Source organism: Paenibacillus sp. Root52 (assembly GCF_001426865.1).
Classification (GTDB): domain Bacteria; phylum Bacillota; class Bacilli; order Paenibacillales; family Paenibacillaceae; genus Paenibacillus.
This window is the reverse complement of the sequence record NZ_LMFO01000029.1, coordinates 125,453-151,012: the sequence shown is the minus strand read 5'-3', so window position 1 is coordinate 151,012 and position 25,560 is coordinate 125,453. Positions and strand designations below refer to the sequence as shown.

At 44.2% G+C, this 25,560-nt stretch carries 20 protein-coding genes; 9 read left to right on the top strand and 11 right to left on the bottom strand.

Annotated features, from left to right (window positions below):
• Positions 1-3: 3 nt before the first annotated feature.
• The 6 genes from ASD24_RS21675 to rpiA all read right to left on the bottom strand — a co-directional run bounded on the left by ASD24_RS21675 (position 4) and on the right by rpiA (position 5,963).
• Complete coding sequence (locus ASD24_RS21675) at positions 4-978, bottom strand: alpha/beta hydrolase (protein WP_056700433.1); 975 nt, start codon at positions 976-978, stop codon at positions 4-6.
• Positions 979-1,075: 97 nt separating this feature from the next.
• Complete coding sequence (locus ASD24_RS21670; RefSeq protein WP_056700431.1) at positions 1,076-2,776, bottom strand: ATP-binding protein; 1,701 nt, start codon at positions 2,774-2,776, stop codon at positions 1,076-1,078.
• 15 nt (positions 2,777-2,791) lie between these two features.
• Complete coding sequence (locus tag ASD24_RS21665; RefSeq protein ID WP_056700429.1) at positions 2,792-3,880, bottom strand: cobalamin B12-binding domain-containing protein; 1,089 nt, start codon at positions 3,878-3,880, stop codon at positions 2,792-2,794.
• 304 nt (positions 3,881-4,184) lie between these two features.
• Complete coding sequence (locus tag ASD24_RS21660; RefSeq protein WP_056700428.1) at positions 4,185-4,646, bottom strand: MarR family winged helix-turn-helix transcriptional regulator; 462 nt, start codon at positions 4,644-4,646, stop codon at positions 4,185-4,187.
• Between the two features lie 40 nt (positions 4,647-4,686).
• Positions 4,687-5,268 carry a GNAT family N-acetyltransferase gene (locus tag ASD24_RS21655; RefSeq protein WP_056700426.1) on the bottom strand — a complete coding sequence of 194 codons (582 nt, stop codon included), beginning with the start codon at positions 5,266-5,268 and terminating at the stop codon, positions 4,687-4,689.
• 20 nt (positions 5,269-5,288) lie between these two features.
• Complete coding sequence (rpiA, locus tag ASD24_RS21650; protein WP_056700424.1) at positions 5,289-5,963, bottom strand: ribose-5-phosphate isomerase RpiA; 675 nt, start codon at positions 5,961-5,963, stop codon at positions 5,289-5,291.
• A 576-nt stretch (positions 5,964-6,539) separates the two neighbouring features.
• On the opposite strand from rpiA, the gene ASD24_RS21645 reads away from it, so the two are divergent.
• Positions 6,540-8,282 carry a methyl-accepting chemotaxis protein gene (locus ASD24_RS21645; protein ID WP_056701142.1) on the top strand — a complete coding sequence of 581 codons (1,743 nt, stop codon included), beginning with the start codon at positions 6,540-6,542 and terminating at the stop codon, positions 8,280-8,282.
• 85 nt (positions 8,283-8,367) lie between these two features.
• Entirely contained in the window at positions 8,368-12,045 is a 3,678-nt protein-coding gene (locus ASD24_RS21640; RefSeq protein WP_056701140.1) for a non-ribosomal peptide synthetase family protein, read from the top strand.
• A 79-nt stretch (positions 12,046-12,124) separates the two neighbouring features.
• Here the strand turns inward: ASD24_RS21640 and ASD24_RS21635 are convergent, their stop codons facing one another.
• Positions 12,125-12,745 carry a TraX family protein gene (locus ASD24_RS21635; protein WP_235540746.1) on the bottom strand — a complete coding sequence of 207 codons (621 nt, stop codon included), beginning with the start codon at positions 12,743-12,745 and terminating at the stop codon, positions 12,125-12,127.
• Positions 12,746-12,805: 60 nt separating this feature from the next.
• On the bottom strand, positions 12,806-13,303 hold the full coding sequence (locus ASD24_RS21630) for a GNAT family N-acetyltransferase (RefSeq protein WP_056700422.1): 498 nt from the start codon (positions 13,301-13,303) through the stop codon (positions 12,806-12,808).
• A gap of 206 nt (positions 13,304-13,509) precedes the next feature.
• Between ASD24_RS21630 and ASD24_RS21625 the strand changes: the two genes are divergently transcribed.
• From ASD24_RS21625 to ASD24_RS21600, 6 genes are all read left to right on the top strand, one after another.
• Complete coding sequence (locus ASD24_RS21625) at positions 13,510-14,958, top strand: spore germination protein (RefSeq protein ID WP_056700421.1); 1,449 nt, start codon at positions 13,510-13,512, stop codon at positions 14,956-14,958.
• Positions 14,955-16,103, top strand: a complete 1,149-nt coding sequence (locus tag ASD24_RS21620; protein ID WP_056700419.1) for a Ger(x)C family spore germination protein — start codon at positions 14,955-14,957, stop codon at positions 16,101-16,103. Before ASD24_RS21625 ends, ASD24_RS21620 begins: the two co-directional genes overlap by 4 nt.
• Positions 16,104-16,145: 42 nt before the next feature.
• On the top strand, positions 16,146-16,352 hold the full coding sequence (locus ASD24_RS21615; RefSeq protein WP_056700417.1) for a hypothetical protein: 207 nt from the start codon (positions 16,146-16,148) through the stop codon (positions 16,350-16,352).
• Between the two features lie 22 nt (positions 16,353-16,374).
• Complete coding sequence (locus ASD24_RS21610) at positions 16,375-17,487, top strand: GerAB/ArcD/ProY family transporter (protein WP_056700416.1); 1,113 nt, start codon at positions 16,375-16,377, stop codon at positions 17,485-17,487.
• A gap of 147 nt (positions 17,488-17,634) precedes the next feature.
• On the top strand, positions 17,635-18,057 hold the full coding sequence (locus tag ASD24_RS21605) for a MarR family winged helix-turn-helix transcriptional regulator (protein WP_056700415.1): 423 nt from the start codon (positions 17,635-17,637) through the stop codon (positions 18,055-18,057).
• A 30-nt stretch (positions 18,058-18,087) separates the two neighbouring features.
• The gene (locus tag ASD24_RS21600; RefSeq protein WP_056700414.1) at positions 18,088-19,386 is read left to right on the top strand and encodes an MFS transporter; all 1,299 of its coding nucleotides are present in this window, start codon (positions 18,088-18,090) and stop codon (positions 19,384-19,386) included.
• A 109-nt stretch (positions 19,387-19,495) separates the two neighbouring features.
• Here ASD24_RS21600 and ASD24_RS21595 read toward each other — a convergent pair whose 3' ends face one another.
• From ASD24_RS21595 to yicI, 3 genes are all read right to left on the bottom strand, one after another.
• A complete protein-coding gene (locus ASD24_RS21595; RefSeq protein WP_056700413.1) occupies positions 19,496-20,794 on the bottom strand; it encodes an MFS transporter in 1,299 nt (432 codons plus the stop codon).
• Positions 20,795-20,926: 132 nt separating this feature from the next.
• Positions 20,927-21,937 carry an aminoglycoside phosphotransferase family protein gene (locus tag ASD24_RS21590; protein ID WP_056700411.1) on the bottom strand — a complete coding sequence of 337 codons (1,011 nt, stop codon included), beginning with the start codon at positions 21,935-21,937 and terminating at the stop codon, positions 20,927-20,929.
• 135 nt (positions 21,938-22,072) lie between these two features.
• Positions 22,073-24,391, bottom strand: coding sequence for an alpha-xylosidase (gene yicI, locus ASD24_RS21585; RefSeq protein WP_056700408.1), 2,319 nt, complete (start codon positions 24,389-24,391; stop codon positions 22,073-22,075).
• 206 nt (positions 24,392-24,597) lie between these two features.
• On the opposite strand from yicI, the gene ASD24_RS21580 reads away from it, so the two are divergent.
• On the top strand, positions 24,598-25,512 hold the full coding sequence (locus tag ASD24_RS21580; protein WP_056700407.1) for an AraC family transcriptional regulator: 915 nt from the start codon (positions 24,598-24,600) through the stop codon (positions 25,510-25,512).
• Positions 25,513-25,560 lie beyond the last annotated feature (48 nt).

The window sequence follows — 25,560 nt, the reverse complement described above, 5'->3', positions numbered from 1 at the left end:
TGTTTACTTCCCTTCAGGAACGGAGCGTTCAATCGTTTGATCTAAGAACGTATGAAGAGCAGCTACATAGCTGGAACGATCCACCTGGAAGGCTGTTCCGTGTCCTGCACCCGGAATCGTCAGTAGCTGCTTCTCCGTTGGACATGCGTCATGAAGTCGGTATACCATCTCAGTGGGCACAAACGTATCTGCTTCTCCGTGTATAAATAACACCGGCACCTTTACTTGGGCAAGCTGTTTTAGCGCAGACGCTTCAGTGAAGGAATAACCGGCCTTCCATTTGGATATGAGACTGGTCACGGGAATAAAAGGGAATGGCGGCAATTTGTAAAGCTGCTTAAGCTGAAAGGTAAGCTCTTCTTGAACCGAAGTATAAGCGCAGTCTGATATAATGGATTTCACTTGTGCTGGGAGCTTCTCTCCCCCCGTCATGAGCACAGTGGCTCCACCCATCGATATGCCATGTAATACGATCTCTGCTTTGGTTCCAATCTTCGTAATAACCCAATCAATCCATTGTATGTAGTCCATACGATCCAACCAGCCAAAACCGATCATATTCCCTTCACTTTCCCCATGAGCTCGATCATCAGGCATAAGTACGTTATACCCTCGCTGCTCGGCATAAAAACGTGCAAAGCCAGCCATCTCTCTCCCTCTTCCTGAATATCCATGAGCCAAAATTACCGTTTGGCATGATCCGGTGGCTGAAGGAAGCCAGGTTCCGTGTAACTGGAGTCCATCATGAGAGTGTATGCGTACCTGTATTCCATGCTGTTGATCCAACCACTTTAGATCAGCCGCACTACTAATCAATTCATTGTCAGGTTCAGGCATTAAATTCGGGTTATCCACCAGAAACGATTTGGGCGTGCGCCGAATTGCTGTTTTGAAGAAGTATAGTCCCCCTACCCAGGTTGCGATGAGCACGAGTAGAATTAAAATTAAAATAGCTATTCCAAAATATAGAGTTAACATGGCCTCTCCTTCTCTCCATCGTAGCAACCTACATCGTACCTATGCTAGGCGCAAAAACAGGTTTGCAGTCCCGACTTCCGCCAAGACTACAAACCCTTCAGATGACTTTTTCTAGTGCAGAGCACGCTTCTTTATATGCTGGCATTAATTGATCGAGTAGCGGTTCTGCCTTAATCGTCTCACCTTGCTTCGCTAATTGCTCAATGCGTGCAAAGAGGGTGGAACAGTACTCAATCCCTAAGCTGAGACTTCCAGATTTCAGATCATGAGCCACCTCTGCAGCAGCCAGATGATCACCCGAAACGATATGTCTACGCAGCACCTCAATTTTGCCTGGTGTCTCCGACCGATACATGTCTAGCAGCATCTCCAGCAATGTCTGGTCACCTTCACTATTTAATTCAGCGATCTCATTAACAATACTCATATTTAGTATTTCACGATGCTCCGATGTGTTCTGCCATTTCTGAATAACTTTGCTTAATGCTTCAAGGGTAAATGGTTTACCGATAAAGTCGTTCATTCCGGCAGCAAGACACTTGTCCTTCTCTCCGTCCAGCACATTACCTGTCATTGCAATGATCGGAATTGCATGCCGCATTTCATCCTGTTCCATAGCTCGGATCTTGCGCGTCGCTTCAAGTCCATCCATGATCGGCATCATATTATCCATCAGAATTAAACTATATTTCTTGCTAAGATAGGCAGCCACAGCTTCTTCACCATTGGTGACAGAATCGACCTCCGTGATTCCCAGTTTTTTGAGTTGCATCAGCACGACTTGACGGTTAATGACGTTATCATCCGCTAAGAGAATAGGCAGCGAGGCCTCAGGCACAGTTTCTAAGGATTGACTATCGGAGGAAGCAGTATCTGGAGAGGCGTCTGCTTGATTGGTAGCTGTCTTCTCTAGCAATAGCTCAAACCAAAAGGTAGACCCTTTCCCTTCTATACTATGCACACCGATATCACCGTCCATTAGCAAAACTAAAGACTTACAGATGGACAGCCCCAGCCCTGTGCCTTCGTATTCTTTTGCACGTCCTCGTTCTGTCTGAGCGTAGGGTCTAAACAGGTTTTGAAGATCTTCTTCGGCGATGCCAATCCCCGTATCCTCCACCTCAAATCGGATCCGCTGAGCACGCTCATTGTCATTTATCAGTTTCGCCCGAATACGCACCGAACCCTGTAGTGTGAACTTGTTAGCATTCTGAATTAGATTAATGAGCACCTGCGTAATTCGCGTCGAATCTCCTTGTAAAATGGAGGAAATCCTTGGATCACAATCAATGATTAACTCATTTCCATTTTTTTGAATCTTTGGTTCGAGTAAACGCACGATATATTTAAGAATGGATTGCAAATCGACTTCTCCAATTTCAAGTTTCAACTGTTTTGCTTCTAACTTGGACATGTCCAGTAGGTCTTGAATTAGCTTAAGCAGAAGTTTGGCAGCTTCCTGAATGACATCTACCGAATTGCGCTGTTCCTCGGACAAAGGAGATAATTGCAATAACTCAGCCATGCCAAGTATTCCATTTAACGGAGTTCGAAAATCGTGACTAATTACGGCAATAAATGAACTCTTAGATTCCCCCGCTGCAACCGCCTCTTCGCGTGCTGCTTCCAAACTGACGTTATTCTTCGCAAGCTTGCGCTGCAAGGTAACCAGTTCATTGTTCATTTGTGAGAATTCGCCAAGTACACGCTCTTCATCTTCCTTACTACGAATAATCTGATCCGATAGCTGTTCAATCGTTCTCCGTAGCTTGTCATTCGTCTCATTCTCATGGGACATCACATCACCCCTCTCCTAATCACTCATCATTTCTATGTGATCCGTAATCGTCCCTTTCTTTAGTAGAGTCTCCGCCACCGCAACGGCTTCATCTGCTCCCTGAGCATATCCGTCGGCTCCAATCGTTTTCCATAGATCTTGATCAATATTAAAAGGATATCCCCCGACCAGAATCTTCACATGTGCAGTAGCAGGGCTACTACGAATCATCTGAATTAACTCTTTGGCAAGATGAAGATGATACGTCATTGTAACTGAAATAGCAACTACATCACCTTTGTGCCGCTGAATCGCTTCTACTAAACTACCATTTGGAACATTTGCTCCGAGATAATACGTATCCCAGCCTTCCATTTCAAAAACATCGGTAAGCATGCGTAAGCCAATCTCGTGTTGCTCACTACCTACACATGCTGCTACTAACTTCTTCCCATGACCTGCTTCAACTAACCAACGTGGGTAGAGTAAGGATATACACGCTTGAGTTGCAGCAGTACAGAAGTGTTCTTGAGCTACACTGATCTGGCTTATTTGCCATAATCGTCCGATCTCATACTGAACAGGTTGAAAAATGTATTGATATATATCACGTATGCTTGCTCCGCCCTCAAGCTCCGTTTCAACGATGTGATAAGCTTCTCTGCGCTTGCTATCAAGCAAAGCACTTAAATAGGCCTGCGCAGCCTTACCGTACGGGAGAGAATCATAAATATACCCCTGCACAGATTCCCGCTGATGAATCTGATGTACACCCATCTCCAAATAGTCAAGGACAAGATCCTTGGACGTGTTGTCGAATTCTTCCTCCAGCGTTTCTCTAATCAATCTCAGATTAACAGCCAAATCTTCGGAGGAAACATTGTATCCAGCTAACAACGTTTTTAACCACGAGATGTAATGGGTAAATAGATTGGGACTCTTAACGAGTACACTCTCCGCCAGATAATTTAAGCTATATTGTGAATCCTGTTTCGTACGCATACGCCCATTTTCACCAAAGCGTTGAATCAGATCCGGCTGCAGCAAATATTGCTTGTCTGTAACTTTATCAGCTAGTTCACCCGCTGACTGTAACAGTTGCTCACCAGCCTCTTGATGTGTCATATTACTTATCCCCCTTCTTGCAGCGATTTCATCTCAATCCAAATGCTAAAATACCGCCTAAGAGATTGTGTTCAACATCGGGTTACCCGTACTAGGAACATATGAAATTCGAACACGACTCTATAATTGGTTTGATATCGATCAGCGCTTGATTGGGAACGTTCTCTATTGTACATGAATTCAATAGATCATAATTAGTGTCCGATCGTCACTTGCTGACAATTTTCCTATAATATGAAGAATACTGCAAGTCATTTAGCTAGTGTGTGCCTGTTATATCGCTCACGAAAAAACCGACTTGCGTTCATGAACGCAAGTCGGTTTTACCTTCTGCAGCAAGTCCCAGCTTCTTCAGCAGTCGAATTGCCGCCGCTTTCTCTGAAGGCTCCAATCCGTCTACTGCATCAATAATAACTTGGTGATGCTGAGGAAAAATTTGTGTGAAGAGTTGTCGCCCCTCTTCTGTAAGTTCTGCATAAATTACACGTCGATCTTCTTTGGAAGCTCTGCGAACCAGAAGATTTTTATTCTGCAATTTATCGACAACGTATGTGATATTACCGCTAGACATTAGAACCTTCTCCCCAATTTTCTGTAGAGCCTGGGGGCCTTTGTGATATAACAGGTCAAGTACGCCAAATTCGGTTGTATTAAGCCCATGACTCTGAATATCACGATTGGATTTGGATGTAACGGAATTGTATGCTCGGACGAGAACTACAAATAGTTGTAAAGAAAGTTCCCGATTGTCCTCTATGTTCGGCATTTCTATAATCCTCCATCAATTGTTTACATTTCATTTCATCCTATACACGGGGAGAAGACAGCTGTTCCCATTCCTCACGCAGCATTCCCATACGAATAGAATCGTAGTGCTTCCCCTCCACAATACGGCATTTACGCATTCTTCCTTCGACCTGCAATCCTGCCTTGGTCGCTGCTCGCATCATTCGTTCATTACCTGACCAAGTCGTTAATCCGACTCTTGCAATCGGCAAATGGTTAAACAAATGGCTTGACCAGAGCTGAAGTGCACGGGTGCCAACCCCCTTACTCCACGTCGTAGAACGATAAAGAACAATTCCCATCTCAAGCCATAACGATTGTTGATGCTCCCAATAATAAGAGATTGTGCCAATAATCTGACCCTTTACTTCAACGATTCGCATGGAGATTGGATTAGAACTGGTCGCTGATGCTTCGATCCACTTCATTATACCTTGACTGTACTGAGTATAGCTCTCATGCTCAAGCGGAAAATAAGGAGCATCCCATTGCTTCCATTCCGGAACTTCTTCACTATATATAAGTTGATAAAGCTCCGGTAGATCTGCCTCTTCTATGCACCGAAGTACAAGGTCACCTTCAATGATCGGAGTTTCCTTCATTTGAATTCCCCCCTCATTCCTTAATTGGAACGATGGAGTTCATCAATACTACCATCTTCCTTCGCTAATATGACAATATTCGCCATGTTAATGAATAAGCCGTTATCCACTACACCTGGAAGCATATTTAACTTAATGTTCAATTCGGGAGCCTGCTCAATCGCTTCCATCCGACAGTCAGCAATCAGATTTCCATTGTCTGTCAGATAACGCTCGTCACCATTCATGCGCCATTCTGGAAAACATCCCATACTTTCTAGCGCCTTGAACGTCCATTCAGAAGCAAAAGGAACAACCTCTACCGGTAATGGGAATCGGCCTAGCTTGTCTACTGCTTTACTGCCATCGGCTACAATTATAAGTTGATCGCTGTTCGCTGCAACAATCTTCTCACGCAAGAGAGCACCGCCGCCCCCTTTAATGAGATTAAAATTTGGATCAACCTCGTCGGCGCCATCAATCGTAATATCCAGCCGTCCGATCTGATCGAAGGGAATGATCGGAATGCCCCATTCTCTAGCAAGCTTGTCCGATGCTTCAGACGTAGCTACAGCTTGAATTTGCAAGCCATCACGTACACGCTCACCTAACTTGCAAATCGCATAGTAAGCTGTAGAGCCTGTACCTAGCCCCACCTTCATTCCATCTTGGATGTATTCTGCCGCCCGCTCTGCTGCAATTTGTTTCAGATTCATCTAGAATAAACCCCCGCCTGTTTATGAATTTGAGAAATGCATACTGTATTTATTATAGATAAAACCGCTTCCGATGTATATCCATCCTTGTAAGCAATACAAAAACGGATAGTTCATAATCCATTCCAATTGATAAATGCAAGGTAGACTTCCCAAATATGATATTTAGTATGTTTTTCATACTTACATGATGTTTTTTATCTCTTATTGTTATAGAATACATAATGAAACTAAAAAATGGGAATTATTCCGAAGTTTTAGTCCTTTGTACCTATGTATTTATTGCCATGTCCATAAATGTGTAGAATATTAAAAAAGTTTTAACAAAACTATTCAATTTAACGACATTTTATACGACATATTATAGGTAGATGTGTTTTAATAATTAGACACCTATGGATCATGGGTACTAAAAATTCGTATTTACGACCAAAAAACCCAAGACCATGGTCGCATACATAACTTTGGAGGGGATCTACCAATGGCCTAGTTGGCTGGAATTATGCAAGAACAAAGGGTTGTTAATCAAACAGAGATCAGGAGTGGAGTTTTGTGAAATCATTTAGTTGGAAAAGCATGTCTTTTTTCTCGAAAAATCTATTACTTTCATTCACCAACATCGTCATTATTGGAGTGGCACTAATTGCCAGCAGCTATTACTTCCAAAAGACAGTGCTTGTGGATCAATTGCATGGACAAGTTGCAGTCATTACACAGAAATGGGCTGAGGGAATTAATCCATCAGAGGTCGAGGCAGCCATTGCGGAAGGCAGCTATGACGGAACCGTACAAGCTAAACTGCGAGCTTACTTTGATGAAATGCAAGAATACTATCCTAATATAGCCCAAGCCTATATTTTCGGCGTTGAACTTGATGGGGAAAATCAGCGTAATACATCCCTAGTCGCGATGCCAACCAATCTCAGAGAAGCTTTTCAAAGCGATAACGTAAACATTGGCGATATGTATGAGCAACCGGTTGTTGTAGCAAATGCATTGAAAGAGATGTTAAATACAGATCGTCCAACCTTTACTACATTTTATAAAGACGACTTTGGTACATGGACAACCATCGCTTATCCAATCAAGGATAGTAACGGCAAAATCTTCTCCTATTTCGCGATTGATGCGGATGCATCTGCCGTACCTGCCGGACTGAGCTCACTGCTCAAAAACGGTATCATCATTTTGGTAGCCTTTTTACTTCTATTCTTAATCATTCAATATCTCGTTGTCAAAAACACACTATCCCCTATTCGTCACTTAATCAAAGGAATTGATGACGTTAGCCGGGGTAATTTGAATGTCAACATTCCGACAGGCAAGGACGATCTTGGACTTGTTAACGAGAAGTTCAATACCATGGTTCGCAAAATTAATGACACGATCGTCAAAGTACAGATGACTTCTCACGAGGTAAACCAGTCTGCCAAAGAACTGTATGAAGTCTCGGAGAAAAACAGTGATCATGCCGATACGATTAACATCAATGTATCTCAGATCGCGTCTAATATTCGTGCACAAGAACAAGCGACGATTGACAGCGCACGTGCAATGGCAGAGATGGCTACAGTGATTCAAACGATTGCTAGTAGTTCAGCGAACGTAGCTGATGAAGCCTATGAGATGGAGCGTCGTTCCCAGCAAGGTAACACAGTCGTTCGTCAGGTCTCTGAACAAATGACTCTGATTACCGAATCGGTTAAAAATACAGCATCGGCTATTAATGTACTTGAAAGTCGTTCGCAAGAAATCGGAGATATCCTCAATATCATCTCTGGTATTTCCAGTCAGACCAACCTGCTCGCACTGAATGCGTCCATTGAGGCAGCACGTGTCGGTGAAGAAGGTCGTGGTTTCGCTGTTGTAGCGGGTGAAGTTCGTAAACTTGCTGAACAGTCCGAAGAATCAACTAGACAGATCTCTGTGTTAATTGAAGAAATTCAAACCGAAATCAAACAAGCTGTTCGTGCAATGGAACAAGGTACAGCCGAAGTTGACACAGGCCTTGATGTAGCTGATCAAACAGGGCAATTGTTCGAAGAAATCCTGGAAGCAGCTAAGAAAGTTTCCAACCAGATTCAAGAGGTGTCCAGTGCTACGCAAGAGATATCTGCGGGTACTGAAGAGATGACTGCAACGGCTGATGATCTATCATCCAGCGTAAGCAAGACTGCTGATAGCAGTGAACGGATCTCTTCTTCGGTTGATGAACAAAAAGGTTCACTGATTACGCTTGTAGATTCTTCCAACCGACTGAGTAGCATGTCTGAGGAGCTGCAAGAATTAATTTCTCACTTTAATGTAAGCAAGGGCTAAGAATACAGGAATATTACATTTTTTTGAATTGGACAAAGGAGGAAAAACTGAAGTGATTGATAATCATTCTTCATCAGCTCATATTATGGAAACTGAATTGCCGGTACTTCAGATTCCGCTGGATTTCGGACGTCGTCAGCAATCATTCGTTTATGAATCAACGCATATTCCTCTACAGCCTGCCTTGAGTCGTGAAATCACACAAAAATTCGGCTCAGCATTGACTCACCCTGCACTCTTATCCACGTACGCCGCCTTGTTATTCCGACTATCAGGCGAACAGGAGCTAGCCATAGGCACACTGGCTCCTGAGCACGCGGCTGCTAACGTGATACTGCAGATCCATGGGAAACTGACCTTCCGGGAATTGATTGAACAAATTTCAGAGCAACTTCTGAACAACAATACCACTCATCCTGGGGCATACCCTGAAACGATTTTCATGCACAACAGTGTGCAATTGCCTCAAGCTCCACAAATATTAAACTGGAACATCCGCGATGATCGCGGCCAGTTTATCCTTGATTCGTTCTATGATGCTTCCCTGCTAAATGAGGCCACCATCATGAGATATGCGGAGTATTTTGAGACACTGCTACTCGCTATGATCCGCAATACGGACAAGTCTATTGGCTCCGTTGATATTTTATCTGCCTCTGATCGACTGTTGTACCGTGAGATGAACGATACTGCTGTTCTAGAGCCTGAACATCAAACGATCCATGGTTGGTTCGAAGCTGTTGCGGCAGAGTATCCTAATTCACCTGCAATCACGTCACTTTCAGGTAAATATACGTATCGAGAATTGAATGAACGTTCTAATCAAGTGGCTCGAGTTCTTCAATCAAACGGTTTACAAAAAGGGGAATTTGTCAGCATCTTCATGGAAAGAAGTCTAGAGACGATCATCTCCATTCTGGGTATTCTCAAAGCCGGGGGTGTGTATGTTCCTGTTGACCCTGAGCACCCACAAGAACGTAATAGCTACATCGTAGAAGATACAGCTTCATCCTTTGTCCTAACGAAAGATTCTTCCTTTAATGAAGCTTCACGCCTGTTCTCGGGCATCACAACCGTGCGTCAAATTTTATCGGTAGATGGTCGCCTGGCGGGATTTGCAGCAAGCAACCCTAATGTCGATGTTCAGCCGGATGACTTAGCCTATATCATCTATACTTCGGGCTCTACAGGTAAACCAAAAGGTGCGCTCGTAGCTCATCGCGGTGTAACGAACCTTGGTAGTGTCGTTCAGCGAGATTGTGATATTATGCCTAGTGATGTGCTGACCCAGTTTGCTACATACAGCTTCGATGCCTCCGTATGGGATACGATTGGTGCCCTGTTCTACGGTGCTGAGCTTTATCTTCTATCTGCGGAAGAACGTGTATCCGTTGAGGATTTTGCTGCTGCGATCGAACGTACAGGCACAACGATTATTACGATTCTGCCTACGATCTTCTTCAACCAGCTTGCCTCCTATCTGTCCGATGAAGGTTTCCACAAGCTGGCTAAGGTCAAAATAATTACCGTTGCGGGCGAAGCACTATATGGCGAACAAGTCCGTTCATTCCAGCGTAAATTTGGCAACCAGATTGACATCGTCAATGTATACGGCCCTACTGAATGTACAGTAGCAACGACGACACATCGAATCAGCGAGCAAGTTCCTGATCATGTCGTTAATATGCCAATTGGTAAACCGATTCATAACTACAAAGTTTACATCGTGAATGAAGAACAACAGCTCTGCCCGGTTGGAGTGCCTGGTGAGGTATACATCTCCACCCCGGCTCTAGCTAAGGGATATCTGAATCAACCAGAACGTACTGCTCAAGCCTTTATTGAGAATCCATTTGCGATGGGTGAAAAAATCTATAGATCTGGTGATATTGCCAAATTGCTAGACAATGGATTAATAGAATATGTGGGACGTAGTGATTCGCAGTTGAAAATTCGTGGTCATCGGATTGAGATTGGCGAAATCGAGGATCATTTTGCACGTTTAGAACAGATACAGGATGTCGCTGTAATCCCTAAAAAAGAATCAGACGGACAAAATATGCTCGTCGGTTACTTTACCTCCGTGGATGGTAGCACACTATCCGTTGAAGGGATCAAAGCGCAGCTTGCTGTGAAGCTCCCTTCGTATTTTGTGCCGAAATGGATCTGCCAATTGGATGAAATGCCAATTGCGCCAACAGGTAAAATCAACCGCAAAGCGATGGTTGCTCTCCCTCATGAAGAACGTCATGAGAATCGTGCGGAACGCGTACTGCCTGCAACTGAAACTGAGACAATTATTTTGAACTCTTGGAAAGAGATCCTTCAACACGATGACTTCGGTGTCGAAGATAGTTTCTTCACCATCGGTGGAGACTCTCTACGGGTCATTCACGTGCTTGTTCTACTGAAGCCTCACTATCCACTATTGAAGATTGCCGACTTTTTTGCGGAGAAAACGATTCGCGCATTGGCTCGTCGAGTGGAGAAATTAGCGCTAGCTACAGAACAGTCAGAGTCGGCTTCTTCCGGGACAAGTGGTCTGATCACCCAACTATCCGAGCATCCTGTTGAGCTTGCTACACAGATCGGGTACCCGGAAATTCTCAAGCCAGAACATGTTCTCCTAACAGGTGCTACAGGTTACTTAGGTTCTCATGTGCTTCAGCAATTAATCCTGCATTCTGACACGAAAATTTACACATTGGTTCGTCGTCCATCGGATGGAACAACAGCTATGCAACGATTAAGTAATGTGATGCAGGGGTATTTCGGAAATGAACTGGCGCTTCAATTGCAATCTCGCGTTGAGATTATTGAAGGAGACCTAGAGCAGCCGAACCTCGGGTTGACTAGTGAACAAAAGACTTATATCCAAGCCACAATTGATCGCGTGATTCACTGTGCGGCAGATGTGCGGCACTTCGGGGATGCAGCTCAATTCGCGAAAACGAATGTAGAAGGAACTGTAGCACTGTTGGATCTGATTCGCAGCAAACCAGGTGCCTCCTTCCATCATGTGTCCACGATGGGAATCCCAGAAGATCTAGCGCTTAGCGGTCAATGGGAATCTTCATTGCAATATGATCATTTCCCAGCCGATTTGCATGTGGAGAACGTGTACTCTGACAGTAAACTTGAAGCTGAAAAAGTGCTTATGATTGCAGCAGAGGAAGGCGTACCGGTAAGTATCTATCGAGCCGGAAACCTAACATGCCATTCGAAAACAGGACGTTTCCAGTCCAATATTGACAGCAATGCCTTCTACCGCATGATTAAAGCGATGTTGTTGCTTGGCAAAGCTCCTGCTGCGGATTGGATGGTGGACTTCACTCCAATTGATTACGCAAGCGAAGCGATTGTACATCTGGCATTACGCGAAGACACTGCTGGCCGTGTGTTCCACATCTGTAATCCAGAGTCCATTCGTTATGATGAATTGATCCATTCCATTAATCGTGCTGGTTATGAAGTCGAGACGGTTCCTTTTGCCGAATATACGCAGTGGTTGTTTGATGCTAGCATCAGTAAAGATGCTGAGGCGCTTCAACTGGCTATCGCTCAGCTTGAAGGGGACGGTGCCAAGGATTCAGCGTACGTATATGCCTCTCCCGTTACAACGGCTTATGTACAACCTGCAGGCATTTCTTGCCCTAAAGCCGATGATCGTTTTATTTTGAACATGCTTGAGCATGCGGTTGCGATTGGATACTTCCCTGCAGCAATCAAGCCAACATTCGGCACTTCTCCAACACTGGAGTAGATCGGTTCAGCATTTTATCTTTCATAAGAGGCCCCTGTTCCACTAACGGAACAGGGGCCTCTTATATTATTCCAACATGTTATATCCAGCGAATAAGGGCAATGATGGCTAGATGAGCCGGATAGAAATAACGCCATATCCATCTCGGCCCCTTTAAGCGAAAGCCTGCACCATAATATTGCGCAATAGCAATACCCACGGTAGCAATAACACTGTACATCTGCACAGAACTGCTATAGAGCGTGATATAGACTGCCGTTAACAAGAAATGTCCAACAACTAGAATAGCACCTTGGAAGTACCGGAATAACAGAACGAGAATCAGCCCGTACATCCCATAGTCCATATGCGTAATCTCCATAATCCATCCTGCACCTATAACAATCGGGATACTCAACAAACGAACGGGTAAACGATCCAGTGCCAGCAATACCAACAATCCAGACAATAACGTCCATACGACATTCAGTGAGAGGTGGTTAAATGCTGCCATAAAAGGAATCTGTGAAATGACCGCAATCCAGAATAATCGCATTATGTATTTCTTCATATTTCGTGTGTGCTTATAGCCAACATACACGGCAAAAGCATAGATTGGAAATGCGATACGTCCGATCACTCGCAGTTCCTCCACTTGTGGATAAAAAACGGCACCTATGTGATCAATTAGCATCGTTATCATGGCGATCCACTGCATCATGGTTATGTAGTCCTCCCTTGTTCCTCGTGGTGCACCGACACAAGCATATGTCTTATTTTTTTATACATTAAGATCATAATACAGGAAATAGGTGTCGAGTACATAACCTTCTGACTCATACAACGCTTGAGCCTGCTTATTACTAACCCCGGTGGATAGAGACAAAGCAACAACGCCTCTTTCCTTTGCAAGCGCTCTGGACGCCTGTAGTAACTTGCGGGCAATCCCTTGCTGACGATATTCTGGGTGAACGTACAGATCATTCAGTATCCAATTGGAGCGCATAGATAGTGAACTGAACGTTGGATACAACTGTACAAATCCCGTCAAGGCTTGGTCAATTCTATGTTCCTTACCGTTCATTGATTCAAGCACTTCCGATCCAGTATTTCTTTCAGCTACTAGGATAATCGATTCATTATGCTGCATCCGATTCCTTATGTATTGCCCCGCCCCTTCTAGATCTGAAGGTTCATTGTAGAACATACGATATTGATTAAATAACTCACTCACATGTTCAACATCAGCAAGCTCAGCGATTCTAATCTGGTCTGTCATCTCGTTTCTCTCCTTATCTCTTCCTCTTAATGAATGTCCTCTTATTATATAGGTTATCTCCAAAATTCCACATTCATCATTTGCACCAAAGTTTGCAATCTTTTTGGCTTTTCACAAATGCAAGAATATTTAAGGTCAGGCGTCACAAACTACAGGAGAATGACAAGTCATTATATAGACTGGCGAATCAAGGAGGGAGATATGGAATGGAAACAGGCAGCACGCTTGAACAGGTGAAAACCCGTCTCTTGGGCGCTACGGATGTTGTCTATCAGCCCTTTCAGATTGGTACGATTCATTGTGAGCTCATCTACATCCAATCCATTGTAGATACCGCCACGATGAGAGAAGCCATCGTTAAACCGTTGCTAGAAGAAGCATCACGCGCCGAAATAGACCCTATGCTTACAGCCCGGATAGTTAGTGGCTCTTTTTTCACACTGGACTCACATCTCACAGAATCATCTGAACAACTGGTGAGTGACATCGTCTCTGGTAATGCCGTTCTTCATTTCGAAGGATTGCCCAATTGGATTGTGTTCTCAATTCAGAATTATCAGAAACGTTCTATACCCGAATCCACGAACGAGGTAGTTGTGGTTGGCCCTCAAGAGGCATTCATTGAAGACATTCATGCGAATATGTCTCTACTTCGGCACAAAATTAAACATCCTGATTTTAAAATGATCCAATTCACAATCGGCAAATACACCAAAACCGTGGTATATGTCGTGTACATTGAAGGGTTATGCAAACCGGATATTCTAGAAAACGTGTTGAACAGCTTAAATGAAATTGATATGGATAGCAGCTTAGGCGTCAGCTATTTATCGGAGTTTCTGGAGGATCATCCGCTGTCACCATTTCCCCAGTACCAATATACCGAGCGGCCAGACTCCGTCGCAGCTGCACTCGTTGAGGGTCGTATTAGCGTCATGCAGGATGGCACGCCATTCTCAATACTTATTCCTGTCACCTTCTTCTCGTTAATGCAATCTTCTGAAGACTACTATCAAAGGTTTCATTCTGCTTCTTTCATTCGGATTATTCGTCTGCTATTTGCCTTTTTTGCGTTTTTGTTACCTTCGGTCTATGTGGCAGTCACTACCTTTCATCCAGAAATCATCCCAACGAATCTGCTAATTACGATTGCCTCCGCCAGGGAGAACATTCCTTTTCCTGCATTGGTTGAAGCCTTCATTATGGAAATCACCTTTGAGGGGCTGCGTGAAGCAGGGATACGTATTCCGAAACCGTTAGGGCAAACCGTGTCCATTATTGGCGGTATTGTCATTGGTCAGGCGGCTGTGCAGGCAGGTATTGTCTCTGCCCCGCTTGTGATTGTCGTTTCCATTACAGGCATTGCCGCCTTTATCATTCCACATTTTGAATTAGGACTTTCATTCCGGCTTCTTCGATTTCCTGTGTTACTCGTCGGTGGAACGCTTGGTCTGTTTGGCGTAGTCATTTCGATCTATCTAATATACTGGTACATGGTAAGTCTGCGCTCCTTCGGAGTTCCATATATGCAACCTTTTGCGCCGCTTGTCCTGCGTGATATCAAGGATACGTTCATTCGGGTGCCATGGTTTCTTATGAAAAAAAGAACCAAAGCATATGCAGCGGATAATGAAACGAGGCAAGATACGCCATGAGTCTTCGCTATACTCTGCCTAAACTAGCTCTACTCGTGATATGCTGCCTCTTCTGTGGTGGCTGCTGGTCTAAAGTCGAAATTAACGAGCGCACATTTATCACTGCCATGTATGTTGACAAGACCGATACGCCTGGAGAAGTTGAAGTTTCATTAACGATGCCGCTTCCTAACCGTCTATCACCAGATCGAGGAGGATCGAGCAAGGAGCCTTATGCCGTAGTTTCTGCGGTAGCCCCTACCATTGCCGATGCGTTAGAACGAATCCAGACAGATCTCACGAGAAGAATCTCCTGGGGACATACACGTGTTGTTGTCTTCGGACAAGCATATGCCCGGGCAGGGATTGACGATACGATGGAATGGATTGCAAGGGAGCCACTATTTCACCTGAGCAGCTACATAATGGTCGCTGAGGGTAAAGCGAAGGATGTTTCTGACTTAACTCCGGTCTTTGAGGAAACACCAAGTGATGTACTGCGCGAATTCTCCACCGAGGAAAACTTGTTAAAGACCCAGACGCTAAACGTTTATGCTTCAGACAAAATGAACCAAGGCTTTGCCGCATCTCTGCTGCAAGCTAAACAATTATCTATGGTAAGCGAAGAAGGGGCAAAGAAAAAGTGGATCAGTCAGATTGGCGGAGCTATTTTCAAGCAAATGCGTATGGTGGGAACACTTTCAGACGATGAGGCTCGCGCTGTAGCTTGGGCTGGTCGCAAACTAGATTCGATGGCGATATCCATCCAGACGGACAGAGTAAAGGCCAGCATGACTCTCTTCGATATGGACTCAGACATTCGTGTCAGACTAGTCGATGGTGAGCCCTACTTCGACATTAATCTAACGGGTAAGGGAGAGCTTAATTCCGTCATCCCAATATTGAAAGCCAAAGACGTCGGAAGTGTGCAGGAAATGCAGGTGGAGGCGAGTAAAAAAATCGACGAACATCTGAGGCAAGCCATTGTTACCGCACAGCAGCAAGAGGCAGATATTCTGAATCTAGGTTACCGCTTGGAGTGGAAGTATCCCAAGGTCTGGTCTAAGCTTCGTCCTCAATGGACTACGTATGTGAAGAATAATTTGCAATTCCGCGTTAATACACAGATTAACATTCAGTTTGTCGGATCAGAGTCCAGCTATTGATCTAAACGAACCCGTAATGACATGCGCTGAAGGAGGATCATCATGATCGCTGTTTTGTTGTTCGCTGGGCTCTATCTATCTGACTACGCATCCGTGAAAACGAGTAAAAAGACGATTAGGCGCAGTTACTTCATCTTACTCGCGCTGTTTATCGTGTGGAATACGCTCGCGGTGAGCTGGTCTGCCTGGCCCAATCCCAATGATATCATTCAACTGGTCTTTGGCTGGATTGATCCTATGATTCATTAAGAACAGGAGGTACCAATTATCTATGAATCATCTAACAGCTGGGCAAGCTTATCGCTTCATGTTTGTTTATCTATACTCTGAACCCATTGCTTTCCTCCTACAACGATTATTCAAGATGAGCGGTTATCAGGGCTGGTTATCCACGATTGGTGGATTTCTAATCAGCCTCATCTTCTTATTCTTTACATATAGACTCGGTGCCCTTAACCCAGATAGACCTTGGCTGAGCTTTGGAGAAGACGTTGTTGGCAAATGGGTACATCTCTTTTTCGTTGGGATGATCGCCTTGTTGTGTTTGTATTTAGTGACGATTGATGTAGAGAATTTCATTATTTTTCTGCAATCGATGTACTTACCTGAGACTCCCATTTGGGTTACCGCAACACTTACTTTGTTATGTGTCAGCTTATCAGCACGCTCAGGCCTAGTGACAATTATTTTCATGGCAGAAGGTATCTTTTTGGTGCAAGTTCTCACATCCACTCTGCTGATCCCGACCGTAGGCAGTGGCGGCAATCCAGATGTACTCCTCGCTCTGACAACACATCACGATCTAGGCGAGATTGTCATGGGTTCTTTTTCTACCCTGCCCTGGTTTTCCGAGTGGATGATGTTTCTGTTTCTCGCTCCAACTGTTGCGTTTAGGCGCCCTTTACTAAGAAGCATGATATTCGCGGGAATCACCGTTATTCTGTTTGTAGTTTTTTTCTGGATCTATACACTCATGAACTTTGGTCCTTATGTAGCAGCGAGCCTCCGTTATCCTTTACTTGAGATGATTAGGTTTGCTCGATACGGCGACTTTCTTGATAATCTAGATCCCGTACTGATTGCGATCTGGTCAACCACAATGTTTACACGAAGTTCTTTTTTGTTATATGTCGCCTCTGTGTGTCTGTCCAAAATTAGTGGTGTTAGACAACAAAAGTCGGTTGTGTACTTAATTGGTGGAACAGCCGCTGCCATTGTGATGCAATACGCCAAAGATGTAACTGCATACGAGCTAGCTACACGCTCTTACGCTGTGCCGATGTATACCTTACTCATTGAATCCATGCCTATATTGTACGTTATTGTTCACTGGCTCCGATATGGTAAACATCGAAAACTTCAACCCTCTTCTACATCATCATGACTTTTATGCCGCTGAAGCTCATTGTGAATACCGGAACAACTGCTGTCCATCTCTTTACAAAAGTACTTGTTTGGCATATAGTTGTTATAACAACTATTTATGTACAGTGTGTTTTCATCCTTGTTGAAAGTGAGGTTTTCATTAAATATGGATTATTCATTGGAGCAATCCGTAGGTTTCATGTTAGGTTTGACGCATCGTAAGGCAGTTGCTCTGCTCGCGACCAAATTCAAACCGTACGACATCACAACAGAGCAGTTCTCTGTTCTGTTCAATATTGGTAAAGGCGAAGGTGTGAATCAGAAGGAAGTCGCCTTGCGTGTGTTTAAGGACCAGCCAACGACTGCCCGTATCATTGATCTTCTGGAGAAGAAGGGATGGGTAGAACGTCAGACAAGTGAACAGGATCGCAGAGCTTACCTACTGTATCTGACAACTGAGGGTCGAACTATGCTGGACAACCTCGTCCCCATCGAAAGAGAAATGAATAAAGAACTTGCTGAAGGTATACCTGAAGACCAGATGGAAGCATTTAAGCATACTCTTTCCCTCATTAATCACAACCTTTAGAGAAAAGAACATCAGGGGGAATTTTGTTATATGAATACACAATCTACACAAGTGAAATTATGGACAACCGATTTTATATTATTAATGCTATGTAATTTTTTGCTGTTTCTGCAGCTGCATATGATCGTCTCTCCACTGCCCGCTTATGTGCAGGATCGTTTTCATGCCAATGCATTCGAGGTCAGTTTGTTCACCTGTCTCTTTGCACTTAGTGCCATTGCTGCAAGACTGTACTCTGCCAAGGCTTTAGAGAAAGGTCTACGGAACACGATGATCTATGTGGGTCTGTCCATCGCTCTATTAGCTACACTGGGCTACTACTTTGCTGCGGGCATTGTAGTTCTGCTATTGCTACGTATGTTATTTGGTGTGGGATTTGGTATGAGCAGTACCGCTTTCCCAACAATGGCATCTGATATTGTTCCGGTTAAACGGATGGGTGAAGGAATGGGCTATTTCGGCTTATCCACAAGTCTTGCCATGTCCATGGGTCCCATTATCGGGGTTACATTGCTGCAAGGCCAAGGATTCGTTACGTTAATGTTATGTACAGCAGGTGTAATTGCTGTCATTTACCCGCTGAGTTATTCGTTAACACGTAAGAAGGCATCTCAGCGCGACCAAGTGACACACTCAGGAGCAGTTCCTACGTCAGCAGCAAAAGGTAAAAAGATTCCTTTCAATCGTAAATTGATTTTGCCGAGTGTGCTGAATGGCTTATTATCCATCACATACGGGGGACTGGTTGGTTTTATTGTGTTATACGGTAAGGAAGCTAACCTCTCTAATCCTGCACTGTTCTTCCTATTCAATGCGATTGCAGTTCTGCTGGTCAGACCCTTTGCTGGGCGTCTTTATGATCAAAAAGGACCCAAAGCGCTGCTGATTCCTGGAGCGATATTCATCGCGATCGGGTTAATTATTCTTTCTTATGCAAATTCTATGCCGGTGTTATTTGTAGCAGCGTTTATTTACGGTATTGGCTATGGCTCCATGCAGTCTTCTCTACAAACCTGGATGATTCAGATTGTAGCGCCTTCTCAGCGCGGAATGGCTAATGGTATGTTTTTGAATAGTCTTGATCTAGGGATCGCAACTGGTGCCCTATTGCTTGGTGGTATTGCATCCCTCACAAGTTACACGGATATGTATCGCTATTCGGTCATGTTCATGATTGTGTTCCTACTCATCTATTTAGTTCAAGGCAAGAGAAGTGGCGGGTTCACGATAACCCCTCATCCTCTGCTGGAGCATACCCATATTAGTGCAGACAAGGAGCAATCCTCTAACCAAGCTAAACCTTCTTCTAACGATAACAATCAACATTGATTTTACACACTAGAAAACAACAAAAAATGCGTTGTCACATGAGTACATCGGACGTATCTCATGTGCAACGCATTTTTGCTTTGTGTCTGTGTGTAAGTACCATTCTCATCTAGAATGGGCTTTTTCTTTTTCCTAATTTCGGAAGCACTCTTCCCGTCTCTTTCACGTTCTCTTCTTCCTCATCTTCTTGCTTAGCGTCTTCTGTACCGGTATTACTTTTCTCAGGTTTCACCGCAAAGAGTGTAAGCAAACCACCAATTGCCCCTGTCGCAGCAAGTACGCCGAAGATTAAGATATGAGCACGTCCAATTAACAAGGATATGACAGGCGGCCCCAAGGACACCCCGATAAAACGCATACTACTGAATAAAGCAGTGATCGTACCTCGTTGTTTCTTATCCACACCCTCGGTTATTAATGCATCAAGACACGGCAATGTTGCACCGATTCCTGCACTGCCTAAGGTAAACAAACCTACGACAGCATATATATTGTCCCACAGCCCCATAACAACCAGTGAGGCAGTCAAAATCACTAAACCCGAGAATCCAATCCATTTCATACGCGTTTTGCTCTTGCCAATCCACTTTCCTGCTAGGAATGAAGCCAGGCATAGCGCTGCTAATGGAATGGCTAACACAAGCCCTTTTAGCACGCCCTTTAGCTTGAATTCCGTTTCCAAGGTCTCTGACAAATAAAAAAGCACACCAAAAATTACAAACATGCAGATTCCACCGATAGCAAACAGCGCATAGAGCCAGCGACCTTTTTGCTTGAGCACTGTCCGAATAGAAGCGATGAATTCCGAGAACGTAGGAGGTTTTTCTTTTTTCTTAGGTGTTTTCACCAAGAAGATAACCAGCAACAGTGAAATGAGACATAATACAGGGATCGCCATAAACGGTAAATACCATAACCAGACAGCCAGAGCTGCACCTAGGATAGGGCTTAACACTTTACCGAAGGTATTGGATGTTTCAATGATGCCTAAGCTTTTGCTGACTTCATTTTCATCGCTAAACATATCACCCACAAGCGGAATGACGATGGGGAATGCGCCTGCAGCACCTATACCTTGCAGTAGTCTGCCTCCGAGTATCACCCAGTAAGCGGCATCTCCGTTCATTAACCATGCGGCACCACCCGCCACCGCACCTCCAGCCGCCGCGATGATCAAGCTGGGAATAATAACAACCTTACGCCCAAACCGATCAGATAAATATCCGGCAATCGGGATCAGGAGAATAGCAACAATGGCGTACACGGTAATCAACATACTGACTTTGAAGGACGACACCTTTAATTCACGCTCTATCTGAGGAAGAATCGGAATTAACATGGAGTTACCCAAGGTCATGATTACCGGAATGGAAGCAAGTGCGACAAGATCCCACTTTTTATCACTCATACCTCAACCACCTTTAAAGGGATCAGGAATATCAATGTTATTGTGGGTCATTGTGCAGATGTTTATTCGGGATATGTAAAAAGTTCGTTGAATTACATAGAGCAACACTTCATGCACCTTAACACGATACGACTAATTCCGTTCTCTCCATTCCTTGAGCAGACTCAACGTCCTGTGTTGGTACTTCTGTGCATCTTCATGCTGATTGACCTGATGCTCATGAACATAGGCATTAAAATAAGCTGACACTAGGCGGTAAATAAACCGTCGTAACTGTCCTACTTCAGACATATCAAGCGTGCGTCCGTAACCCTCATGAAAGTCAATCGATTCGGTCGATAAAATCGCCTCGAACTCACGATCAGCAAACATGGAGCGATCTCCGTCAATAATGGCCGCAATACTTGGCTGTCCCTGTTGCTCATGGATTAACACATTGGCTTCCCATAAGTCATTATGAACTAAAACTGGCTCCGTCACCTGGTCTAAGACTGGTTGATTAGCTTCTAGAATCGCTAAGATCTCTTCGCCCACTCCAGCCATATACTGCGCCTGTGCTGCCTTAGCTGCTGTCTCCGTTGCATAGGCTAATAATACCTCAGACCAACGTGTAGATCCCTTTATCGTTCCATCCGCCTGTAGCCATCCAAATGTATCTGCCTGAACGGTATGCATTGTAGCGGTATATGTGCCTAATTGGCGATAAAGTTCTTTTTTGTCTTTTGCTAACAACGAAGGATCATTTAACTGCTGACTAGGGATAAATTCCATGAACATATACGTTCTTGGTATTTTCATGCCGCTAGAGTCACAGGCAATAACCGATGCACAAGGAATGCCTTGCTCGCGATAATATTCATAGATGATCGGTTCAGATGCCATCATGGTACGTTCAAATGAAAATAAAGGGTCAAAGAGTGAATGTTCACTGCCATCTCCTTGTACTCGCTCAGGTGCTAATCTTAAAATGACATCCGGGTACTTAGGATGATCCAGCTCTATGCGATAAGTGGTGTTAAACAAACCACCTTGTAACAGACCGTATTGCTTTACATGAGTATTTGCACCAAATGTATGTTCTACTAAGGTGTACAGCATTTCTGCCGTAATAGGTTGATGTAATTTGGAATGAATGGAGTCCATATAGCTTAATCCCCTAACTGTAATGATATGTTGAAGCTGTTCAGAGAAAAACGGATAACAAATAACAAGAGAAAAACGGCACCTTTCGGCACCGTCCTTCTTCTCTATTCTATCTTCATTTAGACGATTAGAACATTACAATTGAATGGAGATTTGTTTTGCACCAGATGCTGGCGTAACAACTACACCATGTTCACCAGAAACATAGGAGCCACCTTCAACACTGGATACACTTCCAAGACCACGAAGTACAAGACTCCAAGGTTTGCCCGCACCTTCTGCGGTAACTTCTAGAACCGAACCATTACGTGATACTTGAACAGCAAGCTCCTGCTCAGCGCCTTGATTCACGACAACCGCTTGGGCTTGATGACCATCAGCTAATTCGAACAAGTGCAAGGAAACATCTTGAGCGAAGTCATAGTCTGGTTTGCCATCAACTGCACCTACAGCGATAAGACTGTTCGGCTTGATCATCATAGGCAGCGTTTTGAAGTCATGGTTCTCGCTAACCCAACGTCCACCCTCTACTTTAGCTCCTGTCAGATAGTTCGTCCATGTGCCTTCTGGTAGGTAATATGTTACATCGCCTTCTTTATTGAAGATCGGTGCGACCAGAATAGAATCACCAAACATGTATTGCGTATCAATTGTTGCACATGTTGGATCTTCAGGGAACTCCAGAACCATTGCTCGCATCATTGGCAATCCTCGAACAGTCGATTCCACCGCAGAATTGAACAGATATGGCATCAAGCTAAGTTTAAGCTTCGTAAAGTCACGCACCACATCAACAGCTTCTTCATCAAACAACCAAGGTACACGATAAGATTCATTACCATGGAGACGGCTGTGGGATGACAGTAGACCGAATTGTACCCAGCGTTTGTATACGTCTGGCTCTGCTGTCTTCTCGAATCCACTAATATCGTGGCTCCAGAAGCCGAAGCCTGACAGACCAAGGGATAATCCACCGCGCAGTGATTCTGCCATCGATGAGTAGTTGGAAGAACAATCGCCGCCCCAGTGTACAGGGAACTGTTGGCCACCAACGGTTGCAGAGCGTGCAAACAATGCCGCTTCGTTTTTGCCCAGGTTCTCTTCCAATACTTCAAACACAGCTTTGTTGTATAGGAATGTATAATAGTTGTGCATTTTCACCGGATCGGAGCCATCGTAATAGACTACATCCGTTGGAATTCTTTCGCCGAAGTCCGTTTTGAAGCAATCTACGCCTTGCTCGATCAATGTTTTCAATTTACCTTTATACCAATCGGTTGCTTCTGGATTCGTGAAATCTACGAGACCCATACCCGCTTGCCATTTATCCCATTGCCATACGCTTCCGTCTGCTGTTTTAACCAGGTAACCCTTCTCCATACCTTCATCAAACAAAATGGATTTCTCAGCAATGTAAGGGTTGATCCATGCACAGATTTTGAGGCCTTTGTCTTTCAAACGACTAAGCATACCTACTGGGTCTGGGAACATATCCTCATCCCACTCAAAATCACACCATTGGTACTCTTTCATCCAGAAGCAGTCAAAGTGGAATACGGAAAGTGGCAGATCACGTTCAGCCATGCCATCTACAAAATGATTAACCGTTGCTTCATCATAGTCTGTTGTGAATGAAGTTGTCAGCCACAAACCGAACGTCCATGCCGGTGGCAACGCCGGTTTGCCAGTCAGCTTCGTATAGTTGTCCAGAACTTCCTTCGGATTGCTACCACCGATAATGAAGTATTCCAGGGACTCGCCCTCTACGCTAAACTGTACTTTGGATACATTCTCGGAAGCAATCTCATAAGATACTTTCTCTGGGTGGTTTACGAACACACCGTATCCTTTGTTGGACAGGTAGAATGGAATGTTTTTGTAGGCTTGCTCACTGCTTGTACCGCCGTCTTCATTCCAGATATCTACGACCTGACCATTCTTCACAAACGGCGTAAAGCGTTCACCCAAGCCGTATACATATTCCCCAACCCCCAGCTCTAGCTGCTCACGGAAAAAAGCACCTTCATTGGCAGACTCAATGTATGCTGGACCTCTCCAGCCACTGCCTGTCAAACGTTTTTCATTATAGTGGAAACCGATGTCCCAACCACCTGCTTTGTTAACGGTTACACGTAAGTTGCCACTTTGCAACTCAGCACCGTTCTCATCACGAGTGATCTTTACATCTGTATTTAATGTATTCAGAGCAAATTCAGGACCAGGATTCACTTTGCCTTTGTGATGGTTCAGTTGTACCCGGATCACATCTGGCATCGGTGAGCTGTACGTTGCTTTGAGCAATGTGCCGTTCAACGTATCTCCCTTGCGTTCAATGCGTTTCGTTGCTGCATATACTGTAAAGGAATCACCCTTTTGTACGATATCTCGAATATCCGCAGGATTTTGTACATGATATCCTTCGCGGGTTTGCCAATAGCCGTCCGTAAATTTCATCTTTGATTGCCCCCTTCGGTTATACTATAATAATATTGATATTAAACATGAAATTCTTCTCCTATTTTGACTGAATATATCACAATTTTGATATTCCCTAACGTTTTCTTCATAAATAACACCAATCAATGGAAACGATTACATTAGCATCAATTTCATTTACATTTAATTGCTTCATTAATAATGATCATTGAAGGAGCGACATCATGGAACGCGAACGTTTACGAGAGGATCGGGTACACGGAGATGCCATGTATCCTGTTAGTGTATATCCGGATATTCAACAGCTGGACGGTGATATCATTCTTGATTGCCACTGGCATGACGAGATGGAGTTCACTATGGTTACACAAGGAAGTGCCGTCTTTCAGATTGATATGAACACCGTTGAGGTACAAGCCGGGGAAGCCATCTTTGTTAACCGCGGAGAAATTCACGTTGGTCATTTGAAGGGTACTACTCCTTGCGTCTTTTCTTCCATTGTGTTCAGCCCTGAACTGCTGGGCAGTCGCACTTTTGATACGATTCAAGAAAAGTTTATTCATCCGCTCGTTCACAAGACACTTGTGCCTCCGAACCACATCAAACCTAGTGATGCTTGGGGACAAGAAATCCTGCTGTATTTACAACGCATATTTGCCGAACACGCAACGAACTCAGAGACGTGTGAAATGTCCACCAAAGCATATTTGTATCTTATATTTGCACAGATGTTCGAACACATGCGTCCAGCTACTACCAACGGCATTCTTTCAACAGGCAGCCATGATAAAGTGGAACGCTTGAAGTCGGTGCTATCGTACATTCATCAACATTATCCAGAAGCATTACGGCTGAAGGAATTAGCAGATGAGGCGAACATGAGTGAAGGCCACTTTTGCCGATTCTTCAAACAGATGGTGCAAAAAAGTCCTGTCGATTATATTAATTATTATAGAGTGCAACAGGCCTGCTACCTGCTGGAGAATACCGATCATAAAATCGTAGACATTGCGATGGACGTTGGCTTTGAGCATCTAAGCTACTTTATTACCACGTTCAAGAAACATAAGAGCACCACACCATCACAGTATCGAAAAATGTTCTATGAGAAAGTTGACGTGGAACCTATGCTGATCTGATCGGCATTATTTAACCTGCGGGTACATGGTAACATGTCAGCTCATACA